The sequence below is a fragment of the Kitasatospora albolonga genome, from assembly GCF_039535905.1.
GTDB lineage: Bacteria > Actinomycetota > Actinomycetes > Streptomycetales > Streptomycetaceae > Kitasatospora > Kitasatospora albolonga.
The window spans coordinates 97,149-115,983 of the sequence record NZ_BAAAYB010000004.1; the positions used below are offsets into that span (position 1 = coordinate 97,149).

Here is an 18,835-nt window from a genome sequence, read left to right on the forward strand (position 1 = left end):
GCTCTGTTCAGCTGGTCCGGCCCACGGCCGACCCTTCCGAACGGAGCCCCCTTTGACGACCCCTCAGGACCTGGTGGTCCCGGTCCCCGGCGGCCAGCTCTTCAGCACCCGGGCCGGGACGGGCCCGGACCTGGTGCTGCTCAACGCCGGCTCGGTGGACCTGCGGATGTGGGAGGGCAACCTCCCCGCACTCCTCCCGCACCGCCGGGTGACCAGGTACGACGACCGCTCGGTCGGGCCCCGCTCCGCCCGGGCCACCGTGCCCTGGTCCTTCACCGCCGACCTGCTGGCGGTCCTGGACGCCCACGGGATCGAGCGGGCCACCCTGGCCGGCTCCTCCGACGGCGGCCGCAAGGCGCTGGACTTCGCCCTCGCCCACCCCGAGCGGGTCGAGCGCCTGGTGCTGGTCGGCTGCGCGCTGCACCTGCCCGACCCCGACCCGGCCGAACAGGCCGACCTGGAGGCCGTGTTGACCGCCCTGGCGCCGCGCGCGGAGGCGGTGCGGCGGGGCGACCAGCAGGCGGCCGCGCTGGCCGACCTCGACGTCTGGGCACCGCGGGCGACCCCGGCCCAGCGGCTGCGGCTGGCCCGGCTCTACGCCGACTCCCCCGACTTCCTGCTCGGCACCCCCGCCGAGCCGCTGGAGCCCGCCCGCCCCGGCATCGCCCACCTGGCCGAGGTGACGGCTCCGACCCTGGCCGCGGTCGGCGAGCACGACCTCCCGTACACCCACCGCTGTGCCGCCCGGATCGCCGCCGGCGTGCCCGGCGCGGAGCTGGTCACGGTGGCCGGGGCCGACCACCTCCTCAACCTCTCCCGGCCGGACCGCTTCGCCGAGCTGGTGCTGCGCGCGCCATGAGCGCGCGGAAGGGCCCGGCCGGGGGTGCCCGGCCGGGCCGCTCGGTACTGCTCCCAGTGGGTCCCGGAGCGCGCGCTCAGCGCACTTCGGGTTCCTCGTCCGGCTTGGGCTCGTCGTCCGGCTTGGGCTCCCCCTCCGGCTTGGGCTTGTGCGGGCGGCGCGGGATGCCCGGCCGGCAGGTGATCCGCAGCGGCGCGTCGCTGCCCGGCGCGTACGTGCCCGGCACGGGACGCGGCCCGGGGATCGGCAGGGTCTTCACGGTGGTCATGCGATCGCCTCCGGTGTGGCGGCCCGCCGGGGAGCGGGTCCTCCACCACCCTGCGCCCGGAACGGTCCCGTCCGCATGGGCCGCTGGTCCCCGCGAGGTCCCGGAAGCCCGCCGGGAGCGCTCAGACCTGGGCCCGCGGGAAGACCGCGCGGACCCGGGCGCCGCCGGAGTCGTTCACGGCCGTGAAGGTGCCGCCCAGCTCCTCGGCCCGCTCGGCCATCGACCGCAGGCCGACCCCGGCGATCGAGTGGTGGGCCGGGAATCCCGCGCCGTCGTCCGCCGCCTCGACGGTGACCTCCTCGGGGCCGACCCGCAGGCTGAGCCGGACCGAGGAGGCCCCGGAGTGGCGCACCACGTTGTTCAGCGCCTCACCGCTGATCCGGTAGAGCGCCACCTCGACGGCGGCCGGCAGCGGTGGCAGCGGGTCCGGATCCAGGTCCAGGGTGACCCGCAGGGCGCGGTGGCCCAGCCCGTCGGCCAGCCCGCGCAGCGCCCCGGACAGGCCCTCGCCGTCCAGCGCGGCGGGCGCCAACCCGTCGGTGATCCGGCGCAGTTCGGTGATCGCACCGCCGATCCCGGCCGAGGCGGCGGTGAGCGAGTCGGCCACCGTCGAGCCGGGCGGCAGACCGGTCTGCGCCGCGTCCACCTGGAGCCGCAGGCCGGAGAGCGCCGGGCCGAGGCCGTCGTGCAGGTCGTGCCGCAGCCGCCGCCGCTCCTCCTCCCGGGCCAGCACGATCCGCTTGCGGCTGTCCTGGAGGTCCTCGTACAGGCCGATCGCGGCGATCGAGGGCGAGGCCTGGTCGGCCAGCAGCCGGAGCACCTCGCGGTCCTGCCGGTCCAGCTCGCGCTGGCCCGAGCGCGGAGAGACCGTCAACTGCCCGATCACCGCGCCCTCGTAGCTCAGCGGGAAGCTCTCGGCGGACGGGCCCGGGCTCCCCAGCCGGGCCAGCTCGCGCGCCCCGGCCCTGGTCTCCACCTGGACCAGGGCCCCGGGCAGGCCGAGCGCCTCCACCACCGTCCGGCAGAGCAGCGGCGGCGCCTCGGCGGGGCTGACGGTGTGGCTCATCCGCTCGGCCAGACCGCGCGCCAGCTGGTAGGGCTGGGCCCGCTCGCCGTAGTAGTAGCGGTCGACCAGCCGGGTCATGGAGTGGGCCGCCGGCTGGAGCAGGGCGCCGAGCGCGCCGACGCTGATCAGCAGGGCCCAGCGGGCACCGGCCGAGCCGCCGGGCAGCAGCAGCTGGGCCAGCACGGCGGCGGCCGTGACCACCACGAAGAGCAGCGTGCCGAAGGCGTACCCGACCAGGTAGCGGCGGGTGGCCCGGTCCAGGGCGAGCGAGTGGTCCCGCCGGAAGGCGGCGGCCGGCACCAGGGCGAAGGCCACCACCCCGGCCAGGAAGGTGGCGTACACCAGCCAGTCGGCCTGGAAGTCGACGTAGTACGGGACGGTGACCAGCACGTTCCACAGCAGGTAGGCGGCGACCAGCTCGCGCTGGAAGGGCTGCGGCCCGGGCGAGCGGTACCAGCGGACGGCCGCGACCAGCAGCGTCAGGCAGGTGGCGCCGAGCAGCACGTGGTACGAGACCGCCAGGGTGAACCAGGAGTCCAGCCAGGCGTACAGGGAGCTCTCGGCGTACGGGTTGGTCCGGCCGTAGACGGTGGGGTTCAGGCAGACGTTGACCATCCCGATCGGCAGGGCCAGCAGCAGCACGCCCGGCAGCGCCCACCGCGCGCGGGCGGGCAGGCGCATGCCCGGCAGCCAGAGCGGCAGCGCGATCAGCAGTGCCATGAAGCAGACCTGGGAGGCGAAGGCCACCGAGGTCGAGGCCCACACGGCGGCCGGCCCGGCCTCGGCCAGCCCGGTCACCAGCTCGGCGGCCGCCCCGGCCGGGATCAGCAGCCCGGAGAGCAGCAGCATGACGCCGAGGCCGACGGCGTTGCGGTTGAGCACCAGCGCCACGCCGCAGAGCGCCAGGGTGAGCCCGAAGGCGACCCAGCCGCCGTCGTAGAAGTACTGCTGGTCGAAGCCCAGCCCGGGGTTGGCGATGGCCAGCCCCGCCCAGAGCAGGGCCGCCAGGAGGGCGAGCCCGGACACCGCGAGGGCCCGGGCGGTGCTGGTGCTCTGAGGTTCGCTCATCGGCTGTGCTCCTCGCCCGTGACCCACGTGGGGCTGCCCATGCTCCCCCGTCCGCTGTCCCGGTCGCACGGGCCGCTGGTCCCGTCCCGGCCCCGACATCCGGTGGTCACACCGGGGGCGCGAGGCTCTGCTGATCGGGCTCAGTCGTCGCCCAGGCCCATGTCCCGGGCCCGGGCCACGGCCTCGGCCCGGGTGGCCACGTGGAGCTTCTCGAAGATGTGGGTGACGTGGTTGCGCACGGTCTTCTCGGCCACCACCAGCTCGCGCGCGATCCGGCGGTTGTCCAGGCCCTTGGCGACCAGGTTGAGCACCTCGGCCTCGCGGGCGGTCAGGGTCGGGAAGAGCTTCCCGGCCTCGCGCAGCTTGGTGCCGGCCAGCAGGGCGGTGATCCGGGCGGCGATGTCGGAGCCGAAGACCGCGCCGCCCGCCGCGACGGTGCGCACCGCGTGCAGCACCTCGTCCCGCCCCGCGCCCTTGACCAGGTAGCCCCGGGCTCCGGCCTGGAGGGCGGCCAGCAGGCTGCCGTCGTCGTCGGCCATGGTCAGCATCAGCACCGGAGCGGTCGGGGTCTGGGCGGCCAGCAGCCGGGCCGCCTCCAGGCCGGAGCCGTCCGGCAGCGAGAGGTCGAGCACCACCACGTCGGGCAGCAGGTCGGCCACCGCCCCGGGGACGGCGGCCACCGTCTCGGCCTCGCCCACCACCTCGATGCCCTCGGCGCTCTGCAGGGCGGCCTTCAGCCCCTCCCGGAAGAGGGGGTGGTCATCGACGATCAGTACACGCACGGCACCGGTGTCCCTCTGCTGCTCATCCACCCGGCCGACACTACCAGTGGTGAATGTATGACTTAGCGTGACATGCTGGCGGGCCGGCCCGGGTTGACGGCGCGTCAGCCCATCACCAGCACCGGCTTGACCACCTCGCCGCCCGCCGCGGCGGCCGCGGCCCGCTCGACCCTCCGCGAACGGGAAGGCCCGCACCAGCCGGTCCACCGGCAGCCGGCCGGCCCGGAACAGCTCCACCAGCGCGGGCAGGAATCGCCCGGGCAGGCTGGCGCCCTGGTTGACGCCGACGATCCTCGGGGTGCGGTCCAGCAGGACCGCCGCGTCCAGGGCCAGCTCGCTCCCCCGGGGCGCGGCGCCCACCACCGCGCAGGTGCCGCCGGCCGCCAGCGCGCCGACCGCCTGCCCGAGCACGGCCGGCTGCCCGCTGGTCTCCAGGGCGTACCCGGCGCCCCGGCCGCCGGTCAGCTCGCGCACGGCCGCCACCGGGTCCCCGGCGGTGGCGTCCACCACGGCGGTGGCGCCCAGCTCGCGGGCCAGCGCCAGCCGCTCCGGCCGGACGTCCACCGCGACCAGCCCGGTGGCCGGGGGTGAGCCGGGCCGCCAGCAGGGCGGCCAGCCCGACCGCCCCGGCGCCGAACACCACCAGGGTCGAACCCGGCTCCGGGCGCAGCACGTTGAGCACCGCCCCGGCCCCGGTCTGCACCCCGCAGCCGAACGGCGCCAGCAGCTCCGGCGGCAGGCCGCCGGGCACCGGGATCGCGTTCCGCTCCGTCACCAGCGAGTGGGTGGCGAAGGAGGACTGGCCGAAGAAGTGCCCGTGCAGCGGCGAGCCGTCGGCCGCCCGCAGGGTCGGGCTGCCGTCCGCGCGGGCCCCGCCGAACAGGTTGAGCCGGGGCCAGTGCTCGCAGCGGACCGGCCGCCCCGTGCGGCAGTCGGGGCACCGCCCGCAGGAGGTGAAGGTCAGCACCACCGGCTGGCCGGGCCGCAGGCCCGTCACCGCGCTCCCGACCCGCCGCACGGTGCCGGCCCCTTCGTGGCCGAGCACGGCCGGCAGCGGGCCGGGGGTGTGCCCGGCCCGGACGCTCAGGTCGGTGTGGCAGATCCCGGCGGCGGCCACCTCGACCAGCACCTCGTCCGGCCGCGGCTCGTCCAGCAGGACGGGTTCGAGCCGGAAGGGCTCCCCGGGGCCGCGGACCACCGCGGCGGTGGCGCTGATCATCGGTCAACTCCAGTCGGTGTCGGGGTGGTAGAGCCGGGCGGTGGTGGTCCGCTCGTACGGCAGGCCGCGCGGCAGGTCGATCAGCTCCAGCTGGAGGCCCCAGGGGGCGCGGAAGTAGACCCAGCGGTCGCCGTCGATCGGGCCGCCCTCGGCGACCGTCTCCGGTTCGCCGAGCACCTCCACGCCGTTGGCCCGGAGGTACGCGGCGGCGGCGTCCACGTCGGCCACCGCGATGGCCAGGTGGTGGCCGCCCCAGTCGCTGTTGCGCGGGAGCTCGCGACGCTGGCCCGGGGCCTCGTACTGGAAGAGTTCGAGGTTGCCGACCGGGCCCAGGCGCAGCATCGCGATGTGCGCCACCGCCCTCGGATGGACGCCGAGTTGACGCTCCATCCAGTCCCCGTCCGGGTCCTGGACCGGGCCGGTGCGGTAGACCAGCTCGGCGCCGAGCAGCCCGGTGAAGAAGGTCACGGCCTCCTCCAGGTCGGGGACGGTGTAGGCGACGTGGTGGGACGGCGCGGGCGCCGGGGAGAGCGGTCACGGCCGGACGGCCTTCCGCAGCCGCGGGTGGCGCCGGGGCCGCCGGGCCGCGCCGAGCGTCAGGCAGAGCAGCTCGGCGCCGAGCGGGCCGGCCCGCAGGGTGAGGTCCTGGCCGGCCGGGACCAGCAGCAGGTCACCGGCGTCGGCCAGGTGGTGGGCCTCGCCCGGGTGCTGGTCCGCGAGGACCGGGCCGCGCAGTACGAACCAGGCGGTCTCGGTCTCCCGGCGGCCGGTCCGCGCGTGGGTGGCGCCGGGGCTGAGCCGCAGGTGCTCGAAGGACTCGCAGTCGGCCCGGACCAGGTCGCGGCGGGCCAGGGTGGAGACCCGGGTGCGCTCGCTGCCGGGGCCGACCACGGTCATCGCCGAGGCGGAGGCGGTGGTGACGATCATCGGGGTTCATCTCCCGAGTCGGTGGGGACCGCGAGCACGGCGTGGAAGTACTCCAGGCCGGACTCGCCGGCGGTGAGGGCGAGCCGGCCGCCCAGCGGCAGCGTGACGGCGGTGCCCTCGGCGAGCGGCACCTCGGTCTCCTCGGTGGCGGCCTCACCACCGCCGGCGGTGACGTAGAGCGTGTGCTCGACCCCGTCGGAGGTGAGCTCGACGCTCTCGCCGGGGTCGAGCCAGGAGAGCCCGACGCCGCGCAGCGGTCCGGTGAGCACCCGGCCGGGGTCGACGGCGCGGCCCCGGCGGAGGGCGGTGATCGCGGTGCTGGTCATCTCGGACGCTCCTTGCTCGGTCTCGATGCTTCGACGATGTCCCGCCCGCTGTCCCGGGCGGCAGGGCGCGGGGTCCCGTTCCGGCCCTGCCGTGGCCCCGGGAGGCGGTGTCGGTCAGCCCTCGCGGACCAGCAAGTCGGGCTTGCGGGCCGGGAGTTGGCTGCTCACGGCGGCCGGGGTGAGGGTCAGGCAGAGCAGCTCGGCGCCCAGTGGGCCGCCGTGCAGGTGGACCCGGCCGCCCTCGGGGGCGAGCAGCAGGTCCCCCTCGGTCAGGGTGCGCAGCGGCTGCTCGGGGCAGTCCAGCAGCGCGACCGGGCCGCGCAGCACGTACCAGGCGGCCTCGGTGCCGCCCCGGCCGGTGAGGTCGAAGCAGGCGCCGGGGCTGAGCCGGACGTGGTCGACGGCCTCGGTCTCGCTGTGCAGCATGCCCCGGCGGGCCAGGCAGCGGGTGCGGACCCGCTGGGTGCCGGGGCCCAGGTGCACGGCGGCGTGCGCGGTGTCGCTGACGATCATTCGGGTTCGCCTCCGGTGGCGGGCGGTGCCACGAGCAGCACCGCGTGGACGTACTCCAGCCCGTCCGGCCCGGCGGTGAGGGCCGCCGAGCTGCCGAGCGGGAGGGTGACGGAGCGTCCGGGCTCCATCGGGACCCGGACGTCCCCGGCGGCGGCCCGGCCGCGGCCGGCCGTCACGAAGACGGTGTGCTCGACGCCGTCGGCCACCAGCTCGGCCCGGGCGCCCGGCGCGAGCCGGACCACCTCCAGGCGGACCAGCGGCCCGGTGAGCACCACCCCGGGGTCGATCGGGCCGACCCGGCGGAGGTTGGTGACCACCGCGTGCCGCATGATCGGCGTGCGGGGGCGGGGCAGGTGGGCGGGGTGCCGGTCGGGCAGTCGGCCGGGGTGCGGTGCGGGCATTTCGATCACCAGCCAGTCCAGCGCTTCGGCCCCGGTGTTGCGCAGGCCGTGCGTGGTGCCGAGCCCGGTGAGGATGACGTCACCGGCCTCGACGGGATGGGGGTGGCCGTCGAGCGTGACTTCGCCGCGGCCGGTGAGGAGGACGTAGACCTCCTCGGTCCTGGTGTGCAGGTGCTCCCCGCTGACCCCGCCCGGCGGCAGGCTGGCCCACTCGACGGCCTCCCAGCCGCCGTGCAGGCCGGGCCGGCGGGCCAGGCAGGTCCAGTGGGTGAGGCCGTGGGTGCCGTGCACACCGTGCACGTCGGCCGGCCCCCGGGTGTCGGCCACGATCACCGCGCTGCGCATGCCAGCTCCTCCAACTCGGCGGCGGCCGCGGCGATCTCGTCGGCCGTGACGTCGTCGGCGAAGCAACCGGCCCCGATGCCGACCGGGAGCGGGAAGCGCTGCCGGCCGTCGCGGTGCCGGACGGTGTCGGCCAGCGCGTCGGCCAGCGTCGCGGCGTCCAGCAGCCGGTGCCAGAGCGGCAGCCGCAGCTTGCGCATGACCGTCAGCACCCGGTCCCGCTCGGTCCGTTCGACCAGTCCCCTCCGCTGGGCGAGCACGGTGGTGAGCGCCATGTCGAGGCAGACCGCCTCGCCGTGCAGCAGCTCGGGCAGCGCGCGCATCTCGACGGTGGGGCTGAACGAGTGCCCGTAGTCCATCGAGCGCTCCAGGCGGTGCTCCCAGAGGTTGGGCTGGAGCTCCTGGAGCATCCCGTGCACCGCCCGCACCAGCACCTCCCCGCCGGGGGTCGGGCCCTGGAAGCGCTGCTCGATCAGCTGCTCGCCGGTGCGGTCCAGCAGCTCGAAGAGCCGCTTGTCCTTGATCAGCGCGACCTTGAGCACCTCGGCCAGCCCGTTGCTCAGGTGCCGCTGGTCCAGGGTGGCCAGGAAGGCCGGGTCGAGCAGGGTGACCGCCGCCGGGTGGTAGGTGCCGAGCCGGTTCTTGTGCGGGCCGAAGTTGACCCCGGTCTTGGCGCCGACGCCGGCGTCCACCAGGCCGATCAGGGTGGTGGGCACCCGGACGAAGGGGGTGGAGCGCCGGTAGAGGCTGCAGGCCAGGCCGACCACGTCCATCAGCACGCCGCCGCCCATCGCGATCACCGGCTCGTGCCGGCGGGAGACGCCGAAGCGGTCCATCTGCTCCGCGACCAGGAAGACCGAGTCCATGGTCTTCACCTGCTCGTGGGCCGGCAGCACGCAGAGCGCGGTCGTCAGGCCCCGGGCCTCGAAGTAGGCGCGGATCCGGTCCCCGTACAGCCGGTGCACGGTCTCCTCCACCACCACCAGACGCCGTCCGGCGGGCGCCCCGGCATGGGCCAGCGCGGGGTTGGCCGGGCCGAGGATCTGCGGGGTGAAGGCCACCTGGTAGGTGACGGGGAGCGCGGTGCTGACCGTCCAGGCGCTGATCGGCTCGCCGGTGGTGAACAGGCCGTGCGCGGGGGTGTTGGTCTTGGCGGCCACGGGTGGGCCTCCCTCGGTGCGTACTGGATTCGGAGCTCCAAGGTCTCCGGCCTGCCGTCCCGGACGCACGGGCGCTGCGCCTCCACCCTGTCCCGGAGCCCGGCCCCCGTCGTCCCGGAATCCGGCCCCCGTTGTCCCGGCCGGTGCCCGGGACCGGCGGACGTACGGTGGGAGGAGGAGGCGGGACCGTGCACTTCACCGACCGCAGGGACGCCGGGCGCCGGCTGGCCGCCGCGCTGGGGCCGCGCCCGGGTGCGGTGGTGGCCGGGCTGCCGCGCGGCGGGGTGCCGGTGGCCGCCGAGGTGGCCGCCGCGTTGGGGGCCGCGCTGGACGTCTGCGTGGTGCGCAAGCTCGGGGTGCCCTGGCAGCCGGAGCTGGCGATGGGCGCGGTCGGCGAGGACGGCGCCCTGGTGCTGGACCAACAGGTGCTCCGCGCCACCCGGGTGACGCCGGATCAGCTCGCCGCCGTGGAGCGGGCCGAGCGCGCCGAGCTGGCCCGCCGGGCCGCCCGCTACCGGGGCGGCCGCCCGCCGCTGCCGCTGGCCGGACGCACCGTGGTCGTGGTGGACGACGGCCTGGCCACCGGCTCCACCGCCCGGGCGGCCTGCCGGACGCTCCGTCAGCGCGGCGCCGCCCACCTGGTGTTGGCCGTCCCGGTGGCCCCGGCCGGCTGGCGGGCCGAGCTGGCCGGGGAGGCGGACGAACTGGTCTGCCCGTACGAACCGGAGCGCTTCGGGGCCGTCGGCGCGTTCTACGCGGACTTCGGCCAGACCTCGGACCGGGAGGTGCTGGAGATCCTGGCAAGGGGAGCCTGACCGACCACCACTGGGCAATCTGTCCAGCCGCACCGGCCGACCCCTGCCCACCTTGTACACACTGCGCAGCCCACGGGCGACCTGTTGCCCAACCGACCGGACGGGAGCAAGCTCAGCGCACCGCATGCCTCGACGTGGAGGAACCACCCATGACCACCAACGCCGTTGAACTGACCCCCGAGGAGCTGGAGGCCGGGCTCGACGCGGAGCAGCTGCGCCGCCTGGTGGGTCTGGTCGAGCACGACGCCGCCGGTGACCCCTTCCCGGTGACCGCCCAGGACGCGGTCGTCTTCGTGGTGGGCAACGCCACCCAGACGGCGCAGTTCTACCAGGCCGTGTTCGGCATGGAGCTGGTCGCCTACTCCGGCCCGGAGACCGGCCGCCGCGACCGCAAGGCCTACGTGCTGCGCTCCGGCTCCTGCCGCTTCGTCATCAAGGGCGGCGTCTCCCCGGAGAGCCCGCTGCTGGACCACCACCGCCGCCACGGCGACGGCGTGGTCGACCTGGCCCTCGAGGTCCCGGACGTGGACAAGTGCATCGCGCACGCCCGCGCCACCGGCGCCACCGTGCTGGAGGAGCCGAACGACGTCTCGGACGAGAACGGCACCGTGCGCCGCGCCGCCATCGCCACCTACGGCGAGACCCGGCACACCCTGATCGACCGCTCCCGCTACCAGGGCCCGTACCTGCCCGGCTTCGTCGCCGCGCAGACCCGGGTGCAGCGCCCGGAGGGGCACCCCAAGCGCCTGTTCCAGGCCCTGGACCACGCGGTGGGCAACGTCGAGCTCGGCAAGATGGACGAGTGGGTGGCGTTCTACAACCGGGTCATGGGCTTCGAGAACATGGCCGAGTTCGTCGGCGACGACATCGCCACCGAGTACTCCGCCCTGATGAGCAAGGTGGTCGCCAGCGGCAACCACCGGGTGAAGTTCCCGCTGAACGAGCCGGCCATCGCCAAGAAGAAGTCCCAGATCGACGAGTACCTGGAGTTCTACGGCGGCCCGGGCTGCCAGCACCTGGCGCTGGCCACCAACGACATCCTGACCACCGTGGACATCCTGCGTGCCAACGGCGTCGAGTTCCTCTCCACCCCGGACTCGTACTACGACGACCCGGAGCTGCGCGAGCGCATCGGCAAGGTGCGCGTCCCGGTCGAGGAGCTCAAGAAGCGCGGCATCCTGGTCGATCGTGACGAGGACGGCTACCTGCTGCAGATCTTCACCAAGCCGCAGGGCGACCGGCCGACGGTGTTCTTCGAGTTCATCGAGCGGCACGGTTCGCTGGGCTTCGGGAAGGGCAACTTCAAGGCGCTCTTCGAGTCCCTGGAGCGCGAGCAGGACAAGCGCGGAAACCTCTGAGACCGGCCCAGGAGGAGCAGGACGATGGCGCACTACCGGCAGCTCGGCAGCATCCCGCCGAAGCGGCACACCCAGCACCGCACACCCGAAGGGGCGCTCTACTACGAGGAGTTGATGGGTGAGGAGGGGTTCTCCTCGGACTCCTCGCTGCTGTACCACAAGGGCATCCCGTCCGCGATCCTGGACGCCGCCCCGTGGGACCTGCCGAGCCAGTCGACCGTGCCCAACCTGCCCCTCCTGCCCCGGCACCTGAAGCTCCACGAGCTCTTCCCGGGCGAGGAGTGGAAGGACGTCGACGCCGTCGCCGGGCGCCGCCTGGTGCTCGGCAACGGCGACGTCCGCCTCTCCTACGTGGCGGCCGGCGCGCCGAGCGAGCTGTACCGCAACGGGCTCGGCGACGAGTGCGTCTACGTGGAGTCGGGCACCGGCGTGCTGGAGACGGTGTTCGGCTCGCTGGAGGTCGGCGAGGGGGACTACGTCATCATCCCCCGTGCCACCACGCACCGTTGGGTCCCCACCGGGGACGCCCCGCTGCGCGCCTACTGCATCGAGGCGAACAGCCACATCACCCCGCCCAAGCGCTACCTCTCGCGCTTCGGCCAGCTGCTGGAGCACGCCCCGTACTGCGAGCGCGACCTGCGCGGCCCGGTCGGCCCGCTGCTGGCCGAGCACGACGGCCCGGTGGACGTGCTGGTCAAGCACCGCGGCCCGCAGGGCGTGGTGGGCACCCGCTACACCGTGCCGCACCACCCCTTCGACGTGGTCGGCTGGGACGGCTGCCTCTACCCGTACGCGCTGAACATCAGGGACTACGAGCCGATCACCGGCCGGATCCACCAGCCGCCGCCGTCCCACCAGGTCTTCGAGGGCAACAACTTCGTGATCTGCAACTTCGTGCCGCGCAAGGTGGACTACCACCCGCTCTCCATCCCGGTGCCGTACTACCACGCCAACGTGGACAGCGACGAGGTGATGTTCTACTGCGGCGGCAACTACGAGGCCCGCAAGGGCTCGGGGATCGGCCAGGGCTCGATCTCGCTGCACCCGGGCGGCCACACCCACGGCCCGCAGCCGGGCGCGTACGAGCGCTCGATCGGCGCGGAGTTCTTCGACGAGCTGGCGGTCATGGTGGACACCTTCCGCCCGCTGGAGCTCGGCGAGGGCGGTACCGCGACCGACGACGGCAAGTACGCCTGGAGCTGGTCGGGGGGCCGCAAGTGACGGTGCCCGCGCTGTTCCGAGGACTCTTCGACGACGCGTCGGTCTTCCCGCCGGGAGACCTTCCGCTGGGCGAGGCGGTGCCCGCACACCACGGGCACCGCCTGGCCTGGTACGCCGAGGCCGTCGGCCCGTTCCTGTGCGGGGCGGGCCGGGCCGGCGAACTGGCCGCGCTGCGGCCGGACTTCCCCGTCGCCCTGGTGCTGGCGCCGGGCACCGAGCGCTTCACCCCGGTGCCCGGGCTCGACGTCGTCGGCGTCGAGGTGGCCGCCGCCGAGCTGCCCTCGGGGCTGCCCGAGGGCGTCGTCGCCGCGCTCGAACTCCCCTACGGAGACCTGCTGTTCAAGCAGCTCGACCAGCTGGTGGGCACCCGGCACCGGGCCAAGTTCCGCACCGGCGGGCTGGCCGCCGAGGCCTTCCCGACCGAGGCCCAGCTGGCCGCCTTCCTGACCGGCTGCGCCGAGCGCGGCATCCCGTACAAGCTCACCGCCGGGCTGCACAACGCCGTCCGGCACACCGACCCGGAGACCGGCTTCGAGCACCACGGCTTCCTCAACGTGCTGCTCGCCGCCGCCGACCCGGACCATGCCGCCGACCACCTCGCCGAGCGGTCGGGGGGCCGCCTCGCCGAGGTGGTACGGCAGTTGACGGACACCCAGATCGCCACCGCCCGACGGTCGTTCACCGCCTTCGGCACCTGCTCCATCGCCGAGCCGCTCGCCGACCTGGCCGAGCTCGGCCTGCTCACCCGGGAGAAGTCTTGACCAGCTGGCTCGCCTCCGCGCAGGACTCGCCGTTCGGCCTGCACAACCTGCCCTACGGCGTCTTCTCGACCGCCGAGGAGCCCGGCCGCCGCCGGATCGGCGTGGCCGTCGGCGACTTCGTGCTGGACGCCGGCGCCGCCGCCCGGGCCGCCGGGGACCCGTCGGTGCTGCTGGACGCCGACACGCTCAACCCGCTGCTGGCGGCCGGGCGTCCGGCCTGGACCGAGGTCCGGGCCGCGCTCACCCGCTGGCTGGGCGAGGAGTCCTACCGCGCGGCGCTCTCCCCGCACCTGTACCCGGCGGCGGAGGTGACCCTGCACCTGCCGTTCGAGGTGGCCGACTACGTCGACTTCTACGCCTCCGAGCACCACGCCACCAACCTGGGCAAGATCTTCCGCCCCGGCACCGAGCCGCTCACCCCCAACTGGAAGCACCTGCCGATCGGTTACCACGGCCGCTCCGGCTCGATCGTGGTCTCCGGCACCGAGGTGGTCCGCCCGCACGGCCAGCGCAAGGCCCCCACCGACGAGCTGCCGTCCTTCGGCCCGAGCCGCCGCCTGGACATCGAGGCCGAGGTGGCCTTCGTGGTCGGCGCCGGCTCCGAGCTCGGCAAGCCGGTCTCCCAGGCCGACTTCCGCGAGCACGTCTTCGGCGTCTGCCTGCTCAACGACTGGTCCTCGCGCGACCTCCAGGCCTGGGAGTACGTGCCGCTCGGCCCCTTCCTCGGCAAGTCCTTCGCCACCTCGCTCTCCCCGTGGGTGGTCCCGCTGGACGCCCTGGAGGCGGCCCGGGTCGCCCCGCCGGCCCGGACCTTCGAGCTGCTGCCCTACCTCGCCGACCGGGAGGACGAGCCCTGGGGCCTGGACATCTCCCTGACGGTCCGTCTGAACGGCCAGGTGATCTCGCGCCCGCCGTTCGCCGGGATGTACTGGACCGCCGCCCAGATGCTGGCCCACATGACCGTCAACGGCGCCTCCGTCCGCCCCGGCGACCTGTTCGCCTCCGGCACCGTCTCCGGCCCGGAGCCGGAGACCCGCGGCGCCCTGATCGAGCTCACCTGGAACGGCCAGGAGCCCGTCAAGCTCGACGACGGCACCACCCGCAGCTACCTGGAGGACGGCGACACCGTCACCATCACCGCCACCGCCCCGGGCCCGGACGGCACCGTGATCTCCTTCGGCGAGGTCACCGGCCGCATCGTCCCGTAGCACCTCCGCCACGGCCCCCGTCCGGTCTTCCGGGCGGGGGCCGTGGCATGTGCACGGGCCTGCGATGATCCATGGGGCGACCGGAACGACGACGAACGGAGAGTGCGCTCCACATGGCGACGACGACGGATGTGCTGATGGCCCGGGACGGCCGGGCCGGGCGGATCATGCTGAACCGGCCCCGAGCGCTCAACGCGCTCACGCACGGGATGCTGCTCGCGGTCCGCGACAGGCTGACCGAGTGGGCCGAGGACGACGCGGTGGAGACCGTGGTGCTGACCGGGGCGGGCGACCGCGGGCTGTGCGCCGGGGCGGACATCCGCGCGCTGCACGACGACGCCAAGCTCGGCGGTGCCGGGGCCCGGGCCTTCTTCCGGGACGAGTACCTGACCAACCACCTGATCTCCCGTTACCCCAAGCCCTACGTGGCGGTGATGGACGGGATCACCATGGGCGGTGGGGTCGGCCTCTCCGTGCACGGCAGCGTCCGGGTGGTCAGCGAGCGCACCACGGTGGCCATGCCGGAGACCAGGATCGGCCTGGTGCCGGACGTCGGCGGCAGCCTGCTGCTGGCCCGCGCCCCCGGCGAGCTCGGCACCCACCTGGCCCTCACCGCCGCCTCGATGGCCCCCGGCGACGCCCTGCTCTGCGGCTTCGCCGACCACTTCGTGCCGGGCGCGGCGCTCTCCTCCTTCACCGCCGCCCTCGCCGAGGTCACCCCCGCCGAGGCGCTGGCCGCCCACGCCGCCGAGGCCCCCGCCGCAGAACTGGCCGCCCAGCGCGAGTGGATCGACCGCTGCTACGCCGCCGGCACGGTGGAGGAGGTGCTGGAGCGCCTGGACGCCGAGGGCACCGCCGAGGCCAAGGAGGCGGCCGAGCAGATCCGGGCCAAGTCCCCCACCATGCTCAAGGTCACCCTGGCCGCGCTGCGCCGCGCCCGCGCCCACCGCTCGCTGGCCGAGACCCTCGACCAGGAGTACCGGATCTCCTGCACCGCCCTCACCACCCCCGACCTGGTCGAGGGCATCCGCGCCCAGGTGGTCGACAAGGACCGCAACCCGCGGTGGAGCCCCGCCACCCTCGACGGGGTGACGGACGCTCAGGTCGACGCCTTCTTCGCCCCGCGCCCCGGCGACGAGCTCGGCCTGGCCGGCTGACGGAACCGGCGCGCCCGCCCGGCGCAGCGGTGCGTTGCGCCGGGCGGCGGCCCGGTCTTGACTGGGGGTGTGTACACGTCCCGTCCCGCCGGGGAGGCCGCCGCATGAGTTCGGGTCACGCGATGCCGGGCAAGGCCGACTTCGCCGCCGCGTACGCGGGGCCTGACCCGCGCGGGTACTTCCGGGCGCTGGCCCCGTACGAGTACCTGACGCCGCACCACGCCCAGCGGGTCTTCCGGCTGCTGACCGCCGCCCGGGCGCCCCGGGCGGTGGTGGACCTGTGCTGCTCGTACGGGGTGAACGCGGCGCTGCTCAACCACCAGCTGACCCTGGCCGAGCTCTACCACCGCTACACCGACCCGGCCCTGGACTCCCTCTCGGCCGAGGAACTCACCCTGCGGGACCGGCAGTTCTACGCCGCCCGGCGGCGGCCCGAGGCGGTGCCGGTGATCGGCGTGGACGTGGCCACCGGCCCGGTCGACCACGCCCGGCGGGCCGGGCTGCTGGACGCCGCCTTCGCGGAGAACCTGGAGCGGGCCGCGCCCTCCCCCCGCGCTGCGCGCGCTGCTGGCCGACGTCGGTCTGGTGACGGTGACCGGCGGCGTCGGCTACGTCTCCGAGCGCAGCTTCGACCACCTGCTGGCCTGCACCGCCTCCCCGCCCTGGGTGGCGGCCTTCGCGCTGCGGGCGGTGCCGTACGGGCCGGTGGCCGAGGTGCTGGCGGAGTACGGCCTGGTCACCGAGCGGGCCGCCGGGACCTTCCCGCAGCGCCGCTTCACCGGGCCCGAGGAGCGGGCGGGGGCGCTGCGGGCGGCGGTGGAGGCGGGCCTGGACCCGGCCGGGCTGGAGGAGGAGGGCTGGTACCACGCGGCGCTGTACGTCTCCCGGCCGGCCGCGCAGGTGACGGCCCGTCCGCTGGCCACCCTGCTGCGCTGAACCGCCCGCCTGACACGTGATCATCGTCTCGGATCGCGAGACTGGTGTGCGGCGCCCTTCTTCGGGATGGTTGTCCCCGGAGACCCGCAGGCGTACCGAGGGAGTCAACGAGGATGACCGAGTACCAGACGATCCTGGTGGAGCAGAAGGGGCGGGTCGGGCTGATCACGCTCAACCGCCCGGAGGCGCTGAACGCGCTGAACAACCAGCTGATGCGGGAGGTGGTGGCCGCCGCCACCGCCTTCGACCGGGACCCGGAGATCGGCTGCACCGTGATCACCGGCTCGGAGAAGGCCTTCGCCGCCGGGGCGGACATCAAGGAGATGCAGGGCAACGCGTTCCCCGCGGTCTACCTGGAGGACTGGCTGGGCCCCTGGGACGAGCTGGGCCGGCTGCGCAAGCCGGTGATCGCCGCCGTCGCGGGCTACGCGCTGGGCGGCGGCTGCGAGTTGGCGATGCTCTGCGACGTGCTGATCGCGGCCGACACCGCGAAGTTCGGCCAGCCGGAGATCAAGCTCGGTGTCATCCCCGGCATCGGCGGCTCGCAGCGGCTCACCCGGGCGATCGGCAAGGCCAAGGCGATGGACCTCTGCCTCACCGGCCGGATGATGGGCGCCGAAGAGGCCGAGCGGGCCGGGCTGGTGGCCCGGATCGTTCCGGCCGCCGACCTGCTCACCGAGGCGCTGGCCACCGCCGAGACGATCGCGGCGATGTCCACCACCGCCTCCGTGATGATGAAGGAGAGCGTGAACCGGGTCTTCGAGACCACCCTCGCCGAGGGCGTGCGCTTCGAACGCCGCCTGTTCCACGCCCTGTTCGCCACCGCGGACCAGAAGGAGGGGATGGCCGCCTTCGCCGAGAAGCGCAAGCCGTCCTTCGAGAACCGCTGACCGCACGGGACCCCCGGCCACCGCGGCCGGGGGTCCCGTTGGTCCGACGCCCTCAGACGCCCGCCGGGATCTCCTTGGAGCGGCGGCGGACCTGGAGCGCGGTGACGATCTCCATCACACCGAGCACCAGCAGCCACACCCCCGCCAGCACGGTCAGGGCCGCCACCGAGTGCACCGGCCAGACCATCAGCAGCACGCCCGCCAGGGTGTTGAGCACGCCGCCGAAGACCTGCCAGCCGCGGGCCGGCATCCGGGGGTCGGAGGCGGTGGCCGCGAGCTGGGTGATGCCGCGGAACAGCCAGCCGATCCCGATCCAGATCCCCAGCAGCGCCAGCGACTGCACCGCGCTGCGGAAGCAGAGCAGCCCCAGCAGCAGGCAGAGCGCCCCGCTGACGAACGCCAGCACCCGCAGCGCCGTGGTGGCGTGCGTGCCGAAGGCGGCGACCAGCTGCACCACGCCGATCACCACCAGGTAGAGCCCGAACAGCACCCCCACCACCCACAGGGTCTGCTTGGGCCAGACGAAGACGATCACACCGAGCGCCAGCGAGACGACGCCGGCTGCGAGCAGCACCTGCCAGGCCATCTTGGCCAGCCGCTGGATCGGGCCCTCGAAGCCGGGGTGCTCCTCGTCGGGGATCGGGGTGGGGCGGTAGACCTCGTTCACGGCGCGGCTCCTGACGGGCAGTGGTGTCGATCATCCCCACTCTGCCGCTCCCCGGGGCGGTGCGCCGTACGGGAACGGCCGTTCGGGGGACGGCCATCGGACCGCCATCCGGTGGACACCTCGCTGGTTATGATCGGGTCGGGGGCCGCACCACTGGGCCGGAGCGGGACGAGGTCGGGGGGCCGGTTGAGTCACTACCTGGTGTGCGGCGGCAACGCGCTCGCCCACCGTCTGATCCGCGAGCTGATCGAGCACTACGACGTCCCGGTGGTCGCACTGGTACCGGACCTGACGAAGGACCACGGACCGCGGATCAGCCAGATCCCCGGGCTGGCCGCGGTGCACGAGTACGCCGCCATCTCGGCCGAGACCCTGCGCGCCTGCGGGGTGGCGGACGCCAACGGGATCGCCCTGGTGGACGGCACCGACCAGGGCAACATCCACGCCGCGATGGCCGCCGAGGGTCTCAACCCCGGGATCCGGATCGTGCTGCGGATGTACAACCAGCGGCTCGGCCAGCACATCGAACGGCTGCTGCCCAACTGCACCTCGCTCTCCGGCTCCGCCACCGCCGCCCCGGCCTTCGCCGACGGCGCCCTGGAGCGGCCCAACTCGGTCCAGGTCAACGGCCGTTACCTCTACGTCGCGTACGACGAGGAGATCCACGAGAACCAGCTCACCGTGGTCGCCGACCGGATCGACCCGCAGGACCTGAGCCGGCTGCGGCTGCTGCCCGACACCGCCGGACGGGCCGCCGAGTTCATCGAGCTGGCCCGCCGCTTCGGCGACGAGGGCCAGGGCGGGCCGCCGCCCGAGCGGGCCGAGCGCGAGCCCGGCGGGATCGCCGCGCTCCAGGCGCTGAACGCCCCGCCCCGGCAGCGCACCCCCCTG

Annotated in this window: 18 protein-coding genes and 4 pseudogenes; 10 read left to right on the plus strand and 12 right to left on the minus strand. The window is 74.6% G+C overall.

Annotated features, from left to right (window positions below):
• Window positions 1-52 precede the first annotated feature (52 nt).
• Window positions 53-859 carry an alpha/beta fold hydrolase gene (locus ABD946_RS01590; RefSeq protein WP_345279271.1) on the plus strand — a complete coding sequence of 269 codons (807 nt, stop codon included), beginning with the start codon at window positions 53-55 and terminating at the stop codon, window positions 857-859.
• A gap of 76 nt (window positions 860-935) precedes the next feature.
• On the opposite strand, the gene ABD946_RS01595 is transcribed toward ABD946_RS01590, so the two are convergent.
• The 10 genes and pseudogenes from ABD946_RS01595 to ABD946_RS01640 form a co-directional block, all read right to left on the minus strand.
• The gene (locus tag ABD946_RS01595) at window positions 936-1,127 is read right to left on the minus strand and encodes a hypothetical protein (RefSeq protein ID WP_345279273.1); all 192 of its coding nucleotides are present in this window, start codon (window positions 1,125-1,127) and stop codon (window positions 936-938) included.
• A gap of 121 nt (window positions 1,128-1,248) precedes the next feature.
• Window positions 1,249-3,261, minus strand: coding sequence for a sensor histidine kinase (locus ABD946_RS01600; RefSeq protein WP_345279275.1), 2,013 nt, complete (start codon window positions 3,259-3,261; stop codon window positions 1,249-1,251).
• A gap of 140 nt (window positions 3,262-3,401) precedes the next feature.
• Window positions 3,402-4,607 (minus strand): response regulator, encoded by a 1,206-nt coding sequence (locus ABD946_RS01605; RefSeq protein ID WP_345279277.1) that lies wholly within the window; start codon window positions 4,605-4,607, stop codon window positions 3,402-3,404.
• Window positions 4,608-4,848: 241 nt separating this feature from the next.
• Window positions 4,849-5,262 (minus strand): annotated as a pseudogene (locus tag ABD946_RS42335) (alcohol dehydrogenase catalytic domain-containing protein); the annotation flags it as partial.
• Window positions 5,263-5,265: 3 nt separating this feature from the next.
• Window positions 5,266-5,757, minus strand: a pseudogene (locus ABD946_RS01615) (VOC family protein); the annotation flags it as partial.
• Window positions 5,758-5,796: 39 nt separating this feature from the next.
• Window positions 5,797-6,189, minus strand: a complete 393-nt coding sequence (locus tag ABD946_RS01620) for a hypothetical protein (protein WP_345279279.1) — start codon at window positions 6,187-6,189, stop codon at window positions 5,797-5,799.
• Window positions 6,186-6,515: a hypothetical protein gene (locus ABD946_RS01625; RefSeq protein ID WP_345279281.1), complete on the minus strand. Its 330-nt coding sequence runs from the start codon at window positions 6,513-6,515 to the stop codon at window positions 6,186-6,188. The genes ABD946_RS01620 and ABD946_RS01625 overlap by 4 nt, the downstream gene beginning before the upstream one ends.
• Before the next feature lie 114 nt (window positions 6,516-6,629).
• A complete protein-coding gene (locus tag ABD946_RS01630; RefSeq protein WP_345279283.1) occupies window positions 6,630-7,028 on the minus strand; it encodes a pirin family protein in 399 nt (132 codons plus the stop codon).
• Entirely contained in the window at window positions 7,025-7,774 is a 750-nt protein-coding gene (locus ABD946_RS01635; RefSeq protein WP_345279285.1) for a cupin domain-containing protein, read from the minus strand. Before ABD946_RS01635 ends, ABD946_RS01630 begins: the two co-directional genes overlap by 4 nt.
• Window positions 7,759-8,931, minus strand: a complete 1,173-nt coding sequence (locus ABD946_RS01640) for a sedoheptulose 7-phosphate cyclase (protein WP_345279287.1) — start codon at window positions 8,929-8,931, stop codon at window positions 7,759-7,761. Before ABD946_RS01640 ends, ABD946_RS01635 begins: the two co-directional genes overlap by 16 nt.
• A gap of 188 nt (window positions 8,932-9,119) precedes the next feature.
• On the opposite strand from ABD946_RS01640, the pseudogene ABD946_RS01645 reads away from it, so the two are divergent.
• The 6 genes and pseudogenes from ABD946_RS01645 to ABD946_RS01670 form a co-directional block, all read left to right on the plus strand.
• Window positions 9,120-9,743, plus strand: a pseudogene (locus ABD946_RS01645) (phosphoribosyltransferase); the annotation flags it as partial.
• 224 nt (window positions 9,744-9,967) lie between these two features.
• A complete protein-coding gene (gene hppD, locus ABD946_RS01650) occupies window positions 9,968-11,104 on the plus strand; it encodes a 4-hydroxyphenylpyruvate dioxygenase (RefSeq protein WP_380150549.1) in 1,137 nt (378 codons plus the stop codon).
• 24 nt (window positions 11,105-11,128) lie between these two features.
• Window positions 11,129-12,325 carry a homogentisate 1,2-dioxygenase gene (locus ABD946_RS01655; RefSeq protein ID WP_345279291.1) on the plus strand — a complete coding sequence of 399 codons (1,197 nt, stop codon included), beginning with the start codon at window positions 11,129-11,131 and terminating at the stop codon, window positions 12,323-12,325.
• Window positions 12,322-13,086: a hypothetical protein gene (locus tag ABD946_RS01660; RefSeq protein ID WP_345279293.1), complete on the plus strand. Its 765-nt coding sequence runs from the start codon at window positions 12,322-12,324 to the stop codon at window positions 13,084-13,086. The genes ABD946_RS01655 and ABD946_RS01660 overlap by 4 nt, the downstream gene beginning before the upstream one ends.
• On the plus strand, window positions 13,083-14,294 hold the full coding sequence (gene fahA, locus ABD946_RS01665) for a fumarylacetoacetase (RefSeq protein ID WP_345279294.1): 1,212 nt from the start codon (window positions 13,083-13,085) through the stop codon (window positions 14,292-14,294). The genes ABD946_RS01660 and fahA overlap by 4 nt, the downstream gene beginning before the upstream one ends.
• 113 nt (window positions 14,295-14,407) lie before the next feature.
• Window positions 14,408-15,451, plus strand: a complete 1,044-nt coding sequence (locus ABD946_RS01670) for an enoyl-CoA hydratase/isomerase family protein (protein WP_345279295.1) — start codon at window positions 14,408-14,410, stop codon at window positions 15,449-15,451.
• Between the two features lie 115 nt (window positions 15,452-15,566).
• On the opposite strand, the gene ABD946_RS01675 is transcribed toward ABD946_RS01670, so the two are convergent.
• Window positions 15,567-15,767 carry a hypothetical protein gene (locus tag ABD946_RS01675; protein ID WP_345279297.1) on the minus strand — a complete coding sequence of 67 codons (201 nt, stop codon included), beginning with the start codon at window positions 15,765-15,767 and terminating at the stop codon, window positions 15,567-15,569.
• Window positions 15,768-16,036: 269 nt separating this feature from the next.
• Here ABD946_RS01675 and ABD946_RS01680 point away from each other — a divergent pair, with 269 nt between their 5' ends.
• Together ABD946_RS01680 and ABD946_RS01685 are read left to right on the plus strand one after the other, a co-directional pair.
• Window positions 16,037-16,387 (plus strand): hypothetical protein, encoded by a 351-nt coding sequence (locus ABD946_RS01680; protein ID WP_345279299.1) that lies wholly within the window; start codon window positions 16,037-16,039, stop codon window positions 16,385-16,387.
• A 113-nt stretch (window positions 16,388-16,500) separates the two neighbouring features.
• Window positions 16,501-17,277 carry an enoyl-CoA hydratase gene (locus ABD946_RS01685; RefSeq protein WP_345279301.1) on the plus strand — a complete coding sequence of 259 codons (777 nt, stop codon included), beginning with the start codon at window positions 16,501-16,503 and terminating at the stop codon, window positions 17,275-17,277.
• A 52-nt stretch (window positions 17,278-17,329) separates the two neighbouring features.
• On the opposite strand, the gene ABD946_RS01690 is transcribed toward ABD946_RS01685, so the two are convergent.
• Window positions 17,330-17,944, minus strand: a complete 615-nt coding sequence (locus tag ABD946_RS01690) for an HdeD family acid-resistance protein (RefSeq protein ID WP_345279303.1) — start codon at window positions 17,942-17,944, stop codon at window positions 17,330-17,332.
• A 129-nt stretch (window positions 17,945-18,073) separates the two neighbouring features.
• Here ABD946_RS01690 and ABD946_RS42340 point away from each other — a divergent pair.
• Window positions 18,074-18,412, plus strand: a pseudogene (locus ABD946_RS42340) (NAD-binding protein); the annotation flags it as partial.
• Window positions 18,413-18,835: the final 423 nt, after the last annotated feature.

Bases quoted from the DNA above. Each gene is read 5' to 3' on its own strand.
- ABD946_RS01600 (WP_345279275.1), bottom strand. From the start codon at position 3,261: ATGAGCGAACCTCAGAGCACCAGCACCGCCCGGGCCCTCGCGGTGTCC.
- ABD946_RS01595 (WP_345279273.1), bottom strand. From the start codon at position 1,127: ATGACCACCGTGAAGACCCTGCCGATCCCCGGGCCGCGTCCCGTGCCG.
- ABD946_RS01620 (WP_345279279.1), bottom strand. From the start codon at position 6,189: ATGATCGTCACCACCGCCTCCGCCTCGGCGATGACCGTGGTCGGCCCC.
- ABD946_RS01625 (WP_345279281.1), bottom strand. From the start codon at position 6,515: ATGACCAGCACCGCGATCACCGCCCTCCGCCGGGGCCGCGCCGTCGAC.
- ABD946_RS01655 (WP_345279291.1), top strand. From the start codon at position 11,129: ATGGCGCACTACCGGCAGCTCGGCAGCATCCCGCCGAAGCGGCACACC.
- ABD946_RS01630 (WP_345279283.1), bottom strand. From the start codon at position 7,028: ATGATCGTCAGCGACACCGCGCACGCCGCCGTGCACCTGGGCCCCGGC.
- ABD946_RS01685 (WP_345279301.1), top strand. From the start codon at position 16,501: ATGACCGAGTACCAGACGATCCTGGTGGAGCAGAAGGGGCGGGTCGGG.
- ABD946_RS01635 (WP_345279285.1), bottom strand. From the start codon at position 7,774: ATGCGCAGCGCGGTGATCGTGGCCGACACCCGGGGGCCGGCCGACGTG.
- ABD946_RS01670 (WP_345279295.1), top strand. From the start codon at position 14,408: ATGGCGACGACGACGGATGTGCTGATGGCCCGGGACGGCCGGGCCGGG.